This is a genomic window from Cyanobium gracile UHCC 0281 (assembly GCF_034931305.1).
Classification (GTDB): Bacteria; Cyanobacteriota; Cyanobacteriia; order PCC-6307; family Cyanobiaceae; genus Cyanobium; species Cyanobium gracile_A.
The window spans coordinates 1-15,775 of record NZ_JAYGHY010000063.1 but is presented as its reverse complement, the minus strand read 5'-3'; the positions used below and the strand labels follow the sequence as shown (position 1 = coordinate 15,775).

General features: G+C 66.9%; 17 protein-coding genes. 8 read left to right on the top strand and 9 right to left on the bottom strand.

Annotated elements, in window-relative coordinates:
* Positions 1-619: 619 nt before the first annotated feature.
* The gene (locus tag VB739_RS14230) at positions 620-1,618 is read left to right on the top strand and encodes an HD-GYP domain-containing protein (RefSeq protein WP_323357692.1); all 999 of its coding nucleotides are present in this window, start codon (positions 620-622) and stop codon (positions 1,616-1,618) included.
* 26 nt (positions 1,619-1,644) lie between these two features.
* Positions 1,645-2,085 (top strand): PPC domain-containing DNA-binding protein, encoded by a 441-nt coding sequence (locus VB739_RS14225; protein ID WP_323357691.1) that lies wholly within the window; start codon positions 1,645-1,647, stop codon positions 2,083-2,085.
* Here VB739_RS14225 and VB739_RS14220 read toward each other — a convergent pair.
* The 9 genes from VB739_RS14220 to VB739_RS14180 all read right to left on the bottom strand — a co-directional run bounded on the left by VB739_RS14220 (position 2,036) and on the right by VB739_RS14180 (position 9,177).
* On the bottom strand, positions 2,036-2,986 hold the full coding sequence (locus tag VB739_RS14220; RefSeq protein ID WP_323357690.1) for a F0F1 ATP synthase subunit gamma: 951 nt from the start codon (positions 2,984-2,986) through the stop codon (positions 2,036-2,038). The genes VB739_RS14225 and VB739_RS14220 overlap by 50 nt on opposite strands.
* 13 nt (positions 2,987-2,999) lie before the next feature.
* Entirely contained in the window at positions 3,000-4,517 is a 1,518-nt protein-coding gene (gene atpA / locus VB739_RS14215; RefSeq protein ID WP_323357689.1) for a F0F1 ATP synthase subunit alpha, read from the bottom strand.
* Positions 4,518-4,579: 62 nt separating this feature from the next.
* Positions 4,580-5,128 carry an ATP synthase F1 subunit delta gene (atpH, locus tag VB739_RS14210; RefSeq protein ID WP_323357688.1) on the bottom strand — a complete coding sequence of 183 codons (549 nt, stop codon included), beginning with the start codon at positions 5,126-5,128 and terminating at the stop codon, positions 4,580-4,582.
* A complete protein-coding gene (locus VB739_RS14205; RefSeq protein WP_323357687.1) occupies positions 5,128-5,667 on the bottom strand; it encodes a F0F1 ATP synthase subunit B in 540 nt (179 codons plus the stop codon). Before VB739_RS14205 ends, atpH begins: the two co-directional genes overlap by 1 nt.
* Positions 5,664-6,146 carry a F0F1 ATP synthase subunit B' gene (locus VB739_RS14200; RefSeq protein WP_323357686.1) on the bottom strand — a complete coding sequence of 161 codons (483 nt, stop codon included), beginning with the start codon at positions 6,144-6,146 and terminating at the stop codon, positions 5,664-5,666. Before VB739_RS14200 ends, VB739_RS14205 begins: the two co-directional genes overlap by 4 nt.
* A gap of 100 nt (positions 6,147-6,246) precedes the next feature.
* Entirely contained in the window at positions 6,247-6,492 is a 246-nt protein-coding gene (atpE, locus tag VB739_RS14195; protein WP_216901419.1) for an ATP synthase F0 subunit C, read from the bottom strand.
* 154 nt (positions 6,493-6,646) lie between these two features.
* Entirely contained in the window at positions 6,647-7,375 is a 729-nt protein-coding gene (atpB, locus tag VB739_RS14190) for a F0F1 ATP synthase subunit A (RefSeq protein WP_323357685.1), read from the bottom strand.
* Between the two features lie 58 nt (positions 7,376-7,433).
* Positions 7,434-7,865 carry an ATP synthase subunit I gene (locus VB739_RS14185; protein ID WP_323357684.1) on the bottom strand — a complete coding sequence of 144 codons (432 nt, stop codon included), beginning with the start codon at positions 7,863-7,865 and terminating at the stop codon, positions 7,434-7,436.
* Positions 7,866-7,953: 88 nt separating this feature from the next.
* Positions 7,954-9,177: a methyltransferase gene (locus tag VB739_RS14180; RefSeq protein WP_323357683.1), complete on the bottom strand. Its 1,224-nt coding sequence runs from the start codon at positions 9,175-9,177 to the stop codon at positions 7,954-7,956.
* Between the two features lie 149 nt (positions 9,178-9,326).
* Between VB739_RS14180 and VB739_RS14175 the strand changes: the two genes are divergently transcribed.
* The 6 genes from VB739_RS14175 to VB739_RS14150 form a co-directional block, all read left to right on the top strand.
* Positions 9,327-12,353 (top strand): phycobilisome rod-core linker polypeptide, encoded by a 3,027-nt coding sequence (locus VB739_RS14175; RefSeq protein WP_323357694.1) that lies wholly within the window; start codon positions 9,327-9,329, stop codon positions 12,351-12,353.
* A 384-nt stretch (positions 12,354-12,737) separates the two neighbouring features.
* Positions 12,738-13,223, top strand: coding sequence for an allophycocyanin subunit alpha apoprotein (locus VB739_RS14170; protein ID WP_015110589.1), 486 nt, complete (start codon positions 12,738-12,740; stop codon positions 13,221-13,223).
* Between the two features lie 43 nt (positions 13,224-13,266).
* Positions 13,267-13,755, top strand: coding sequence for an allophycocyanin subunit beta (gene apcB / locus VB739_RS14165; protein WP_216906017.1), 489 nt, complete (start codon positions 13,267-13,269; stop codon positions 13,753-13,755).
* A gap of 46 nt (positions 13,756-13,801) precedes the next feature.
* Positions 13,802-14,002 (top strand): phycobilisome linker polypeptide, encoded by a 201-nt coding sequence (locus VB739_RS14160; protein WP_216906015.1) that lies wholly within the window; start codon positions 13,802-13,804, stop codon positions 14,000-14,002.
* 128 nt (positions 14,003-14,130) lie between these two features.
* A complete protein-coding gene (locus tag VB739_RS14155; protein ID WP_416233341.1) occupies positions 14,131-15,357 on the top strand; it encodes an FtsW/RodA/SpoVE family cell cycle protein in 1,227 nt (408 codons plus the stop codon).
* Positions 15,358-15,382: 25 nt separating this feature from the next.
* The coding region (locus VB739_RS14150; protein WP_323357682.1) for a cytochrome c biogenesis protein CcdA at positions 15,383-15,775 on the top strand (393 nt) is incomplete at its 3' end.

Sequence of the window (15,775 nt, the reverse complement as noted above, 5' to 3'; positions counted from 1 at the left end):
CGACCTTGGCCTTGAACTCGGGGCTATGGGTGCGGCGTTTGCTCATGGGTGGGAGCCCCCTCTCAGGGGAGGTGCCCCGCCTCACAGGTTAACGATGGGCCCTGTCCAGAAAACCCAGACCACCTCAAATCTCATCATCACCGTGCGCCACGATCCTTAGGCCGTTCTGCCGAAGTCCGAGGCTTTCCGTCGCATCAAAACTGACGACCTATCCGTCGATCGGAGACCATCTGGCTGTGAGGCCAGGGCCTGTGTCGCCTCCATCCTCAGCCAGCTGGACGACCCACGGTGACGGGTGGTGTCAGGGCCTGGCCTCCTGGGTGTGCCTCAACAGGTTCCCCAGGCAAAAGCGCCCTGCAACGGTGCCCGGCCCCCAGCCCAGCCCAGCCCCTGGGGTGGACCAGGACGGCGGATGCTGGGGCGCGCAACGCGTGCGGAGTTGTTTACAAAGCAGTAGGGTAAAGAAGACAGAAAAGCACCGACCACCGTTGCTGGTGCTCCCGTGCTGGTCTGCTCCTCTCAAAGAGAAGGCGCCATGAAGCCTGTCATCAAGAAGGGATATGGGTCCACTGGCCGACGGGGAACGGCCCATCGGGTTGCGACCAACGCCCAAGGCATCTTGCCGCTGCCGTTGGAGCTGGCGCTGAAGGAGCGGATGAAGGAACTCCACTGCCTTCAGCAGCTGGAGCAGATCATCGGCGCCAATCAGGGAACACTTGACGACGTTCTTCAGCAGACGGTTGAGGCCATCCCGGAAGCCTGGCAGCATTCTGCCTACACCGTTGCCAGAATCTCCTGGGGCTCCAAGGTGTATCAGACGGGCGATCTGGATCGTTGCCCGATGGTTCAGTCGTCGGTGATCAGGTCCAACGACACCATCTACGGCTGCGTGGAAGTTGGCTATACCGAACCGTGCGCAGAGGCCATCGAACGGCCTTTTCTGGTGGAAGAACGGGTGCTTCTGGACACGATTGCCACCCGTCTCGGCAGCCTGATCGCCGGGGCAGTCGCCGAAGAAGGGTTGAAAAGAACCCTCCAGAAGAACGAGAGGCTGTACAAGCAGTTGCTCACGGTTCTGGGAGGGATGGCGGAGATGCGTGATCCCTACACCTCCGGCCACCAGCACAGCGTGGAAGCACTGGCCCTGGCGATCGGAGAGGAATTGGGACTGCCCCTGCGGCAGCTGGAGGGCCTGCGACTGGCCGCCTCGGTCCATGACATCGGCAAGATCATCGTGCCGGCGGAAATCCTCTGCAAGCCGACGACACTGACCCGCCATGAATACGACCTGATCAAAGACCATGCCGAGGCTGGCTACAACATCCTCAAGGACGTGGACTTTCCCTGGCCGATTGCCCGCATTGTTCAGGAACACCACGAACGGATGGACGGCAGCGGCTATCCCAAGGGCCTGCGGGGAGAGGAACTGCTGCTGGAATCAAGGATCGTGGCGGTCGCCGACGTGGTGCAGTCCATGTGCGCCCATCGCCCCTACCGTGCCGGTCTGGGCATCGATGCCGCTCTGGCGGAAATCACCCAGAACCAAGGCAGGCTTTACGACCCCGTTGTGGTGGAGGCCTGTCTGCGACTGTTCAACGAGAAAGCGCTATGTGTGTAGCTGTTGACGTCTGAACGGACCCCCTGATGACGGCCGCCTGCCACCGTCCCCTCCGTCTGCCGCCAGGGGTTGATCTGCGCGGAGAACTGGAGGCCCTGGCCCAGGGGGATCCGGGGCTGTGTGGCTTCGTCCTCTGCGGCATCGGCAGCCTGGAGAGTCCGGTGCTTCGCTTCGCTGATCAGGACGGAGGGATCATGCTGGCCGGCCCGCAGGAGGTAATCACGCTGACAGGCAGCGTCAGCAGGGATGGCGCCCACCTGCACCTGGTGGTGGCGGACGCCCAGGGCTGCATTCTGGGAGGACACCTCTGCCATGGAGGCCGGGTGCGCACCACGATGGAAGTCCTGATGGTCTGCCCGGAAGGCTGGAAGCTGGGCCGGGAGCGGGATGCCGCCACCGGCCACCTGGAGCTGACGCTCAGCCCATCGATGCTGCGCCACCCACCACTTCCAGGATCTCCTGGGTGATGGCCGCCTGGCGGGCCTTGTTGTAGTCGAGGGTGAGGGTCTTGGCGAGCGCCTTGGCGTTGTCGCTGGCGTTGTTCATCGCCGTCATCCGGCTGGCCAGTTCGCTGGCGGCCGCTTCCTGGAGAGAGCGCAGCAGCTGGTTGGCCAGATAGAGGGGCAGCAGGGCATTGAGCAGCTGCTCGGGACTCTGCTCAAACACGAAGTCCGGCTGAAGGGCCGGCTCAGCGTTCTCCACCGTGCCGACTTCCACCCCGAGGCGGCCGTCGCGGGTGATCAGGCGGAAGATCTCGTCATCCGAGCTGGCGATGCCCTGGGGATCAAGGGGCAGCAGGGTCTGAACCACCGGTTGGGAGCTCACCAGGTTGATGAAGCGGGTGAAGACGATCTCCACCCGGTCGGTACTGGCCGAAAGAAACTCAGCCAGCACTTCGTTGGAGATCTCGTTGGCATCCTCGGAGGTGGGCACCTGCTCCAGGCCGGTGAAGGTGGCCCGGATCGGGTAGGAGCGGTTGGTGAAGTAGGTGATGGCCTTGCGGCCCATCAGCACCATGTCCACCGCGAAGCCCTGGCCCTTGAGTTCAGCGAAGCGCTGCTCGGCCCGGCGAATGACATTGGCGTTGTAGCCGCCGCAGAGGCCCCGGTCGCCGGTGACCACCAGCAAGGTGATCGTGCCCACCGGACGGCGTTCGGCCAGCAGGGGGGAATCGGCCCCCTCGAAGCCCATGCGGGATTCGAGGTTCTGCAGCACCCGGGCCAGGCGATCGGCAAAGGGGCGGGTGCGCAGCACCTGCTCCTGGGCACGACGCACCTTGGCGGCGGCCACCAGGCGCATGGCTTCGGTGATCTTGCGTGTGTTCTTGACCGAACTGATCCGGTCACGGATTGCCTTGAGATTGGCCATGGGTGGAGATTCCTCAGGCGGCGGCCAGCATCGAGGAGGTGACCTCGCGGATGGCCTCCTTGAGCATGGCTTCGGATTCGTCGCTCAACACCTTGTCGGTCTGAACCTTGTTGATGAACTCGGGTTTGCTGCTCTTGAGGTACTCGCGCAGCTCGCGGGCGAACTGGGGCACCAGGTCCACGGGCACGTCGTCGATCAGACCCTTGACGCCCGCATAGACCACCGCCACCTGCTCGGCCAGGATCAGGGGGCTGAACTGGGGCTGCTTGAGCAGTTCACGCAGACGCTTGCCCCGGGCCAGCTGGGCCTGGGTGGCTGCATCCAGGTCGGAAGCGAACTGGGAGAAGGCGGCCAGTTCGTCGAACTGGGCCAGCTCCAGCTTCAAGGTGCCGGCGATCTTCTTGATGGCCTTGGTCTGGGCGGCGCCGCCCACCCGGCTCACCGAGATGCCCACGTTGATGGCAGGCCGCAGGCCGGAGTTGAACAGGTCGGAGCTGAGGAACACCTGGCCGTCGGTGATCGAGATCACGTTGGTGGGGATGTAGGCAGAGACATCACCGGCCTGGGTCTCGATGATCGGCAGGGCGGTCATGCTGCCCTTGCCCATGGCGTCGGACAGCTTGGCGGCCCGCTCCAGCAGGCGGCTGTGGCAATAGAAGACGTCGCCGGGGTAGGCCTCACGACCGGGGGGACGGCGCAACAGCAGGGACATCTGGCGGTAGGCCTGGGCCTGCTTGGTGAGGTCGTCGTACACCACCAGGGTGGCCTTGCCCTTGTACATGAAGGACTCGGCGATGGCCGCGCCGGTGTAGGGGGCCAGGTACTGAAGGGCCGCCGCTTCCGAGGCGCTGGCCGCCACCACCACGGTGTAATCCAGGGCGCCGCGCTCGCGCAGCACTTCCACCACGTTGGCCACCGAGGCGTTCTTCTGGCCGATGGCCACATAGACGCAGACCACGTCCTCACCTTTCTGGTTGAGGATCGTGTCGATGCAGATGGCGGTCTTGCCGGTCTGGCGGTCGCCGATGATCAATTCCCGCTGGCCGCGGCCGATGGGGATCATGGCGTCGATGGCCGTGATGCCGGTCTGCATGGGTTCATGCACCGACTTGCGCTGGATGATGCCGGGCGCCATCGACTCGATCAGTCGTGTCTCGGTGGTGGCGATCTCACCCTTGCCGTCGATCGGCTGTCCCAGGGCGTTCACCACCCGGCCGAGCATGGCGTCACCCACGGGCACCGCCGCGATGCGGCCGGTGGCTTTGACGGTGCTGCCCTCCTGGATCCCCAGTCCCTCGCCCATCAGCACCACGCCGACGTTGTCGTCTTCGAGGTTCAGCGCCAGACCCTCGGTGCCGTCCTCGAACAGCACCAGCTCACCGGCCATCACCTGCTCGAGGCCGTAGACCCGGGCGATGCCATCACCGATCTGCAGGACGCTGCCGACGTTGCTGACAGACACCGACTTGTCGTAGTCGGCGATCTGCTTCTTGAGGATGGCGCTGATCTCGTCGGGGCGGATGGAAACCATGGGTGGGAGTCCCCGGAGGGGAGGCGATGAAGTGAGAAGGAGAGGGGAAAGGGAGCGAAGCGCTAGCTCACGTTGGCGAGCGTCAGGCCGAGCCGCCGTACCTGAGCGGCGAGGCTGGCGTCGATCACCCGGGAGCCGACACTGAGGACGAACCCACCGATCAGGGCAGGATCCACCGCGAGGCTGATCTCCACCTTGTCGGTACCGGCCACGACCTTGGCCTTCTCGGCGAGCAGGGCCTGCTGATCGTCGCTCAGGGGGCTGGCGGAGGTCACCGTGGCCAGGGCGATCTGGTTCTGCTCGCGATAAAGCTCGAGGAGCCGTTCCAGGACGGCATCAAGGAAGCCGATCCGCTGGCGGTCGGCCAGCAGCTTGAGCAGGTTGAGGAAGGAGGGGGAGATGCTGGCGCCGAAGAGCTGCTCGAGGGCCGCCTTCTTGCCTTCGACCTCCAGGACCGGGGAGGCCATCGCCTCGCGCAAGTCACTGGAGTCGCGCCAGAGGGCCAGGATCGCCCGGGCCTGGTCGATCACCGCCTCAGTGTCCCCGTTGGCGTCGCAGACCTGGAGGAAAGCTTCGGCGTAAGGGGTGGTGATGGTGTTGAGCAGAGGCATCAGGCGTTCCCCATCGATTGAATGGACTGATCGATCAGCTGGGCCTGGGTGCTGGCATCGAGGCGACCGGGCAGGCTGGCGAGGGCCTTGGCAATCGCCATCTCGGCGGCTTCGCGCTGCAGCAGCTTGCTGACGCGGGACACCTCCGAATCCAAATCGGACTGGGAGTCCTGCTTGAGCCGCGCCATCTCCTCGACGGTGCGCTTCTCGCTCTCAAGGCGGATGGCCTCGGCGCGGGACTTGCCGTCGGCGCGGATCTTCTCGGCGCGGGCGCGGGCCTCACCCAGGCTGTTCTGGGCCACGGCGAGGGACGCGGTGGCGACGCTCAGGCGCTCCTCGGCCTCCTTGAGTTCGCCGAGGATCCGCTCGCGGCGGCGCTCCAGGATGCCCCCGAGGAAGCCCCGCAGGAACCACACCAAGCCAGCGATCACGATCGCCAGGTTGATGATGTTGGTCTCGAAAATGTCGAGGTTGAGGCCGAAGGTGCCGTGGCTGGCGACCAGCGTCGGCAGCGTGGACAGGAGAGAGAGGGGAATCATGAGGCGGGCAGGAGACGGTCGACGATGAGGTCGGCGAGCCTGTCGGCATCGGCCTCAAGAACGCTCAGGGCATCGGCCCGCTGGCCATCGATCTTGCTGCGGGCGCTTTCGCGACTGGCGATGGATTCGGCCTGGGCCACCGCCATGGCCTCGCGATACAGGCGGTCGGAATCCTGCTCAGCCTCGAGGATCACCTTCTGGGCTTCAAGCCTGGCCCCCTTCAGTTGCTCCTTGAGGTCGGCCTCGAGGCGCACGGTCTGGGCGATCTTCTCCTTGGCCTGGGTACGGCTGGTGGCGATGTACCCCTCACGGTCCTCCACGGCCTTGCCGACCGGTCGGAAGAACAGGCTGTTGAGGATGAAGGTGAGGAGCACCACCTGCAGCGCCATGAGCGGCAGGGTGGCATCGAGGTCGAACAGACCTCCCTCGGGCGACCCTGCGGTCGCACCTGCCTCGGCAAGCAGAAGCCAGCTGGTCATGGGGCAAAAAGGCGGGCGGTGGTGGAGGCGTGGATGGAGCCGGGGGTGGAGAAGGGCCGCGACGAATGTGCGGCCCGCTCATCCCCGCGACGGCCTCCGATCAGGAGAAGGGGTTGGCGAACAGCAGCACCAGGGCGACCACCAGGCCGTAGATGGTGAGCGATTCCATGAAGGCCAGCGAGAGCAGCAGGGTGCCGCGGATCTTGCCTTCGGCTTCGGGCTGACGAGCAATGCCTTCGACGGCGCCTTGGGACGCACTGCCCTGGCCGATGCCAGGACCGATGGAGCCGAGACCGACGGCAAGACCAGCAGCCACGACAGACGCAGCGGAAGTAAGGGAATCCATGGTGGGGTTAGAAATGTGGGGCGCCGGGGAAGCGCGGAAGGAACCTTGTCGAGAACCCTGCGCCGGGGACACCTGGGAAGGCGGGCCCGGATCGTGCCGGACCTGCGCGCAGTGAGTTTGCCAGACCGGGGGACCGGCCCAGCGGGGGCAGGAGCTAGTGGTGCTCCTCGTGGACCGCCTCGCCGATGTAGTAGGCGGCAAGGGTGGCGAAGATCAACGCCTGGATCGCACTGGTGAACAGGCCGAGGAACATCACCGGCAGGGGCACCACCAGGGGCACCAGGAACGCCAGCACGGCCACCACCAGTTCGTCGGCCAGAATGTTGCCGAACAGACGGAAAGAGAGCGAGAGCGGCTTGGTGAAGTCCTCGACGATCTTGAACGGCAGCATGATCGGCGTGGGCTCCACGTAGTACTCGAAGTACCGGAAACCCTTGCGGCTCAGGCCTGCATAGAAGTACGCCAGCGACACCAGCAGAGCCAGGGCGATGGTGGTGTTGATGTCGGCGGTGGGAGCACCCAGTTCACCGCTGGGAAGGTGGACCAGCTTCCAGGGGATCAGGGCACCGCCCCAGTTGCTCACGAAGATGAACAGGAACAGGGTGCCGATGAAGGGAAGCCAATCGCGGTAGGCCTTCTCGCCGATGTACTCGCGGGCGATGTCACGCAGGTAATCCCAGAGGAACTCCAGCAGGTTCTGCACGCCCTTGGGATCGCGCTCCAGCCGTCGGGTGCCGACCACAACAACGGCCAGCAGCGCACCGATCACGACCCAGGAGCTCAGGAAGACCTGGCCGTGGATCTTGTAATTGCCAAGCTGCCAGTACAGGTGCTGGCCGACCTCAAGGGCGGCGAAGGGAAGGGCGAGGGGCAACGGAGCCATCGGGGATAGGACCTGGCGGAACGTCGGGTGCCGCAAGGCGGCTGGACAAGATGGGGGTTCAGGTGTCGAGGACGGCCTGAACGATCAAGGCGGGTTTGTAGAGGAGGAAACCCACCAGGGCCGGCAGGATCTCAAGGGCGGGAAGCCTGACGGCCGCGAGCACCAGCACCAAAGGCACCAGCAGCTGGGCCTTGCCCACCCCCTTGGTTTCGACGCCGAAGCGGGAGACGCTGCGGGCCAGGAGCCGGAGGTAGAGGAGACCCGCCAGGGCTCCCACCAGCAGACTGAAAGCGGTAGGAAGGTCGAACCACAGGGCCGTGATGGGCACCGCCAGGGCGGTGGCACAGACCGTGGAAAGAAGCATCCGGCGCTGCAGGAGCAGGTAACCGTCCATGCCGTTGTTCACCGACGACGAAGCGTCGGCGTCTTCAGGCAGGGGAAGACCTTCGTTGGTCGGATGCACTGCGACCGCTTCGGCCGACGTCTCCACGGGGGGAACGGCATCCGGAGAGGGGGTCAGGGCAGCCTGCAACCGTCGAGGCTCCGTCTTGGCGTGCGGACTTTATCACTCGGCCCGTTCAGGCTCTAAGCAACAGAAGCACCTGCTCCGCCAGCAGTCGCCGCGCCGCCGCCAGCCGCTCTTCGGGGCCCTGGGCCAACGGAAGCGCCCCGATCGGGGTGCCGGCGGGGGCCGCCTCCAGGGCCTCCATCAGGGCGAGCTCGGGCTCGGTGATGGTCAGGGGGCGCAGCTCCGGCCCCAGCAATGCGGTGGACGGCCAGCCCCACAGACAACGGTTGCGCTCGCCCCCGGCCGCCAGCAGGGCCTCATCGCTCCAAGCCTCCGCTGCGGCCTCCGCTGCCCCGTCGCCGTCCTGGCGCCGCAGGAAGAACTCGAAATGGCTGATGTCGGGATCGAGGCTTTCCACCAGGGCCCATTGCTGCGCCGGCGGCAGGGCCTGGGCCCGCTCCAGCAGCTCCCCCTGCAGCAACCGGGCCGGATCCCAGACCTCCGGATTGGAGAAACCGGCGAAGCGAACCCCGGGCTGATCGACGAAACGGAACAGGCGCTCCAGGTCGTAGCTGGTCTCCTGGGGGTGGAGGTACATGTCGGCGAAGTTGGCATCGGCGGCGGTGTCGAGGGCCCAGCGCTGCTCGTGGTGCCGCCGCAGGCGGTTGGTCTCGGGAAGGGTGCTGAACAGCTCGCGCCCCAGCCGCAGGCCCGCCGGCCCGGTGCCCACCCCCATCAGGGCCAGGGCCCGTTGGGTGCGGTGAATCTCCCAGCGGCCACCATCGGCATAGAGAAAGAGGTGCAGCAGTCCCCCCGGCCGCAGCAGGGGGACCAGGGCGCGCAGACCCAGCTCGGGTTGGTCGAGGTGATGCAGCACCCCCACCGAGTTGATGTAGTCAAAGGGGTCTTCCCCCGCCAGGTCGAGCAGGCTGCGCTGCTCGATGCGCAGCTCCGCCACCCGGGCGGCGGCCCCGGAGCGGGCGGTGCGCTCCCGGGCCACTGCCAGGGCACCGGCGCTGATGTCCACCGCCAGCACGGCGGCCCCCGGGTTGAGATGGCAGAGGTAGTCGGTGCTCACCCCCGTGCCGCAGCCGGCGTCGAGGATCCGCCAGGGGCGCGGCGCCGGCGGCAGGCCCCCGTCCACGGCGGCCACGACGCTGTCCACGCACCAGCGCCAGTTGTATCCCGGCGGCGGGCCGTCCTGGAGGGGGTCCCCGGGGTAGGGGAAACGGTCGTAGAAGGCGCTCACCACCGGCGTGGCGGCATCCAGCGGGGCCTCCGGGGTGTGATTCATCAGTGCCTTGGTGCAGGGTCCGGCAGCATTCCACGGCGCCGGCCGCCGTTCAGCCTGAGCCTCAGGAAAGGCTGCAAACATTTGTTCATCCCCCGCCGGGGGGCCAGGGGGGCAGCCGTAACGTGACCCAGCCCGGCTCGCTCTCGTTCATGACCGTGACCGCCAGCAGCGGCAGCACCAGGGTCGCCCCCCAGCGCTACGACACCCTGCCGCTCTCCAGCGTCCGGAAGGCGGAGCAGCAGGACCGTTTCCCCGACGGCGGCGAACTGGACGCCCTGACCACCTTCTTCCGCAGCGGCCAGATCCGCGTCGAAGCCGCCCGACGGATCTCCGCCAACGCCGACGCGATCGTGGCCCGGGCCGCCAACCGCATCTTCACGGGCGGCACCCCCCTCTCCTATCTCGACGCTCCCCTCAGCACCCCCAGTGCTGGCGCCAGCGATGGTGTCGCCCTCGCCGCCGACCAGGCCGCGTTCCAGCGCTCGGTGCGCACCTTTGCCCAGGGCTCCGGGGGCAGTGGACTGCTCGGCCGGATCCTGGAGGGCGTCCAGGCGGACGCGGACGTGCGGGTCGTGCTCCCCAGCGGCTTCAACCCCATCTCGGTGGCGATCTACGGCAACGCCCGCATGCGTAAGTCGCTGCGGGACATGGCCTGGTTCCTGCGCTACGTGGGCTACGCGGTGATTGCCGGCGATCCCAGCATCCTGGCGGTGAACACCCGCGGCCTCCGCGATGTGCTCGAGAAGGCCTGCTCCCTGTCCGCCACCAACGTGGCCCTGCAGGAGATGCGCGCCGCCGCCGCCAGTCTGTTCAAAGGGGAGCCGGAATCCCGCCAGCTGGTGATCGACTGCTTCAACGTGCTCCTCAAGGAGCTTGAGGTGGCCACCCCCTCCACCCGGGCCCGCCTCGGCAGCCCCGTCAACCAGGGCCTGCAGCTGCCGGCCACCTATGCCCTCGCTGCCGAAGGCGCCCAGCGCTTCGTCATGCGGCCACGCCTTTCCGGCGCTGAGAAGGCCGAGATCATCCGGGCCGCCTACCGCCAGGTGTTCGAGCGGGACATCGCCAAGGGCTACTCCCAGGTGGTCTGCCCGGTGGAGGCCACCCAGGTGCGCCAGGGCCAACTCTCGATGCGGGAGTTCATCCGCGCCCTCGGCCGCAGCAAGGTCTACCAGCGGCAGTTCTATGGCCGCTTCTCCAACAGCCGGGTGGTGGAACTGGCCTTCCGCCACTTCCTCGGCCGCGGTGTGAGCTCGATCGAAGAGTTCCGCCAGTACTTCGCCATCGTCAGCGCCAAGGGTCTGGGCGGACTGGTTGACGCCCTGGTCAACGGCATGGAGTACGCCCGGGTCTTCGGTGAGGAAACGGTTCCTTACCTTCGCGACATCGGCGAGGAAGCCCAGGAAAGCGCCGGTTGGGGATCCAACCGCAACCTTTTCCGCTTCAGTGCCCCGTTTGAAGGTGCGCCCCAGTACATCACCCTCTACGCCTCCTACCGCCAGCCCCTGGCCGACCAGCACCCCTACGGCGGTGGCAATGACCCCCTGGCCCTCACCTACGGGGCGATCTTCCCCTCCAGCACGGCTTCGGTGGCCACCCGCCCGGCGCCCTTCAGCTACGACACCCGTCGGATCCTGATCGGCAACGGCATGGCCCAGCCCGGGCCCATGGACAGCGCCCAGTTCCGCAAGGCCACCCCACGCCGGGTGGGCCCGAAGGTGGTCCGTCTGCGCCAGATCGCCACCGGCGGCAGCTCCACCCCCCGCCGGGGCGGCCAGCCCAGCATCCGCGGCACCGAATCCAGCACCCAGGCCGTCATCAATGCGGTCTACGTGCAGGTGCTGGGCACCGCCGGCTATGCCGGCGAGCGCAACAAGGTTGAGGAGATCAAACTCGAGAACGGCGATATCAGCCTGCGGGAGTTCGTGCGGCAGGTGGCCCGCTCCACTGCGTTCCGGCGCCGTTACTGGAGTGGCCTTTACATCACCAAAGCCATCGAGGTGATGCACCGTCGCCTGCTGGGCCGGCCCACCTTCGGCCGCTGGGAGATCAACGCCTACTTCGACACCGCCGCCCGCAAGGGCTTCTATGGCGTCGTTGACGCCATGCTCGAAGGCCGTGAGTACAACGAGTGCTTCGGCGAGGACACCGTCCCCTACGAGCGTTTCATCACCCCGGCCGATCGCAACGCCCGCCGGGTGCCGGGCCTGGTGCGGACCCTGGAGACGGTCGCCGACATCACCCCCCTCCAGCGCCCCATCGTTCCGGTGGCCCAGGTGCTGCGCACCGTGGGCGACCTGGTACCCCGCAACCTGGCGGACCGGCCGAAGGTGCGTGGACAGTGGAAAGCGGATGTGGCCGGTGGCCAGAGCGCCACGGTGTCTTCCAGCGTCCCCAGCGGTCCCCAGACGGTCAGGCAGCCGCCGGCCCCCACCCGCAGCTGGAGCCAGTCCCGCTGGCAGCCCGGCGGCGGTTCCGCCCCGGTCTGGCGCAGTGGTGTCTCCACCACGGGAGGCCGCAATGGCTATGGGGCCCCCGCCAGCATCGGCATCGCCGGCAGCTGGAAGGCCACCGTGGGCACCAGCCTGCTGAGTGGCGCCGCCATGGCCCCCGACGGGGCGATGGCCAAGGCCCTGCGGCCAGGCTCCCCCCAGGGCTTCAACCGCCGCCAGAGCCTGCCGCGTCCCGTGCAACTGCTCCGGGATCCCAGCGAAACCCAAGTTCAGGAGGTGGTGCAGGCGGTCTACCGCCAGCTGCTCAACCGCGTGCCTTTCGCAGCAGAACGGCAGATGGATCCGGAATCCCAGCTGCGGGATGGCCAGCTCTCGGTGGCCGAATTCGTCTCCCAGATCGCCGGCAGTGATCTGTTCCAGCAACGGCTCCAGCGGATGGCCCCCCTGCGGGCGGCTTCGGCTGCCTACCTGGCCCTGCTCGGCCGTGCCGCCATGCCGGCGGAAGTGAGCCGGTTCCTCGCCACCCGCGCCACCGCCGGCCAGCAGGCCGCAGTGGCCGAACTGCTCAACGCCCGGGAGTACGCCTCGGCCTTCGGCCAGGACACCGTGCCCTATCTTCGTGGCCTGGCCACCGAAGATGGCGTCCCCCTCACCACGGTGAACCGCACCGCCTCTCTCTACGGCGGCAATGGGGGTCTCACCCCCTCGGTGCGAGGGGCGATCTGATCGCCATCCACCCGATCGAGACTCGCCTCTGAAGGCAGCGGATTCCCTGCTTTAGCGATCCCCCGGGTCAGCCCCGGGGGGTTTCTTTTGGCCTGTCTCTACAACGAGACGGGGAGATTGGGCTGTGAATGCGCTTGCGGTGCGTCAGAGGGCGACAACAAGAGATGAACTATTGCTGCGCTGGAATGGTGTTAAGAACTCCCGCGAAAGCCGTTGCAAGCCAAGGGATCTCACCAAGTCATCCGCCGTGAAGAACTGTTACCGGCCCCCATGGGAGCGCGGGGCCTTGCCACAGAATGATGCGACGGTCGGCCAAGCCGATCACCCTTACCCACCGGATACCGGTCTCCTTCACGGTGACCGCTTGTTTCGAGGCAGAACTGCATGAGCATCGTCTCCAACTCGATCATCAACGCGGACGCCGAAGCCCGCTACCTCAGCCCTGGCGAACTTGACCAGATCAAGTCGTTCGTGGCAGGGGGTCAGCGTCGTCTGCGCGTCGCCCAGGTCCTGGCTGAAAGCCGGGAGCGCATCGTGAAGCAGGCCGGAGGCCAGCTTTTCCAGAAGCGCCCCGATCTCGTTTCCCCCGGCGGTAACGCCTACGGGGAAGAGATGACGGCTTCCTGCCTGCGCGACATGGACTACTACCTGCGCCTGGTCACCTACGGCGTGGTCGCCGGGGATGTGACCCCGATCGAAGAGATCGGCGTCATCGGGGCCCGCGAGATGTATCGCGCCCTCGGCACCCCCCTCGAAGCCATGGCGGAAGCCGTGCGCGAGATGAAGACCGCAGCCACAGGGCTCCTCACCGGCTCCGATGCCGAAGAGGCTGGCTTCTACTTCGACTACGTGGTCGGCGCCCTCTCCTGAGGTTTCACCTCCCTCCCGTCCATCGCCATCAAACCCAGGATCCATGCAAGACGCCATCACCAACGTCATCAACCAGGCCGACGTCCAGGGGCTCTATCTCGACGGCGGCTCCATGGGGCGCCTCGAGCAGTACTTCGCCAGCGGTGAGCTGCGGGTGCGTGCCGCCGCCACCATCAGCGCCAACGCTTCGGCCATCATCAAGGAAGCCGTCGCCAAGGCCCTGCTCTACTCGGACATCACCCGTCCGGGCGGCAACATGTACACCACCCGTCGCTACGCGGCCTGCATCCGCGACCTCGACTACTACCTGCGCTATGCCACCTACGCCATGCTGGCCGGTGACACGTCGATCCTCGACGAGCGCGTGCTGAACGGCCTCAAGGAGACCTACAACTCCCTGGGTGTGCCCATCGGCGCCACGGTGCAGTCGATCCAGGCCATGAAGGAAACCACCGCCTCCCTCGTCGGTCCCGATGCCGGTCGTGAGATGGGCGTCTACTTCGACTACATCAGCTCCGGCCTGGGCAACTGATCCCCAGCAACGCCCCCACCACGGCACGTTTTCCGAGGATCACCCCATGCGCCTGTTCAAGATCACAGCCTGCATCCCCTGCCCCGATAAGGCGCGCAGTCAGAGGGAACTGCAGAACACTTACTTCACCAAGTGGGTGCCTTATCACAGCTGGTTCGCCGAACAGCAGCGGATCATGAAGCAGGGCGGCAGGATCCTGAAGGTGGAACTGGCCACCGGCCGTCGTCAGCAGAACTGCGGCAACTGAGTGCCCCCGGCACCATCGCTTCATCGCCCGGCCCATGGCCGGGCTTTTTTGTGCCTCGACCCACCCCAACCCGCAGAGACGGAGAAATGTTCGGCGCGACTCGACAAACCCGCCTTCGTCACGGCTGAATGGGCCATTACCGGAACCCTGCCGCGGCCTTGTCCACTTCTTCGCCACGCCTGCTCCACGGCCGCCCCGGCACCGGCTTGATGCCGCTGCCCTGGCAGCAGTGGCCAGCAGAAGCCCGCCTGCTGCTGGGCCTGGTGGCCCTCTGGAGCCTGCTGGGCCTGCTGGTGCTCACGTCCGCCAGCTGGTGGGTGGCCGAGCGGGAGATGGGGGACGGGGCCTACTACGTCAAGCGCCAGGCCATCTGGCTGGTGGCCAGCTGGGGGCTGCTCTGGCTGGCCATGCGCACGACAATGCGGCGCTGGCTGCACCTGGCGGCGCCGGCCCTGCTGGTGGGCGCCCTGATGCTGGCCGCCACCCTCGTCGTCGGCACCACCGTCAACGGGGCCAGCCGCTGGTTGGTGCTCGGCCCCGTGCAGCTGCAGCCCTCGGAGCTGATCAAGCCCTTCATCGTGCTGCAGGGCGCCGTGATCTTCTCCCACTGGCGCCGCATCGCCCTCGACCAGAAACTCCTCTGGATCGGCATCTTCGGGGTGGTGATCCTGCTGATCCTCAAGCAGCCCAACCTGAGCACCGCCGCCCTGCTCGGCCTGCTGCTCTGGCTGATGGCCCTGGCCGGCGGACTGCCCCTGACGATGCTGCTGGGGGCCGCCGGCGGCGGTGTCGTGCTGGGCAGCCTCAGCATCATGATCAACCCCTACCAACTGGCCCGGGTGAGCTCCTTCCTGGATCCCTGGCGCGTCGCCCAGGGGGACGGCTACCAGCTGGTGCAGAGCCTGCTGGCCATCGGTTCGGGGGGGGTGCTCGGCTCGGGTTTCGGGCTGTCCACCCAGAAACTCCAGTACCTGCCGATCCAGACCACCGACTTCATCTTCGCCGTGTTCGCCGAGGAATTCGGTTACATCGGCTCGGTGATGCTGCTGCTGTTCCTGGTGATCTTCGGTTTCGTCGGTCTGCGGGTGGCCCTGGCCTGCCGCAGCAACCAGCATCGGCTGGTCGCCATCGGCTGCACCACCTTGCTGGTGGGCCAGTCGATCCTCAACATCGCCGTGGCCAGTGGCGCCATGCCCACCACCGGTTTGCCCCTGCCGATGATCAGCTACGGCGGCAACTCCCTGCTGAGCAGTCTCTTCCTGGCCGGGCTGCTGCTGCGTTGCTCCCTGGAGTCCTCCGGTCTCGAGCCGGTCCGTCCCCGGCGCCGGGCCCAACGGCCTGCCCCGATAGGCTGAGCCCTGCTGCCACATCTGACCGGCCATGCTCAGTTCCGGGCTGCCGTTCGCCGACTGGGCCCGCAGCAGTGAACTGCTGCTCCAGGGCTCCCTGGCCCACCCCGGTCCCCTGACCCTGGCGGTGGTGTTCAGCGGCGGCCTGCTCACCAGCCTCGGCCCCTGCTCCCTCTCGCTCCTGCCCGTCACCCTGGCCTATCTGGCCGGTTTCGGCACAGAGCCGCAGGGCCGTGCCCCCTGGCAGCGCAGCGTCAGCTTCGCCGCCGGCATCGTGGCGGCCCTGGTGCTGCTGGGCCTGGCCAGTGGCCTGATGGGTCGCCTCTACGGCCGCATCCCCGGCCAGCTGCCGCTGCTGGTGGCCGTCGTGGCCGTGGTGATGGGCCTCAACCTGCTGGGCCTGCTGCGGCTGCCCCTGCCGGCC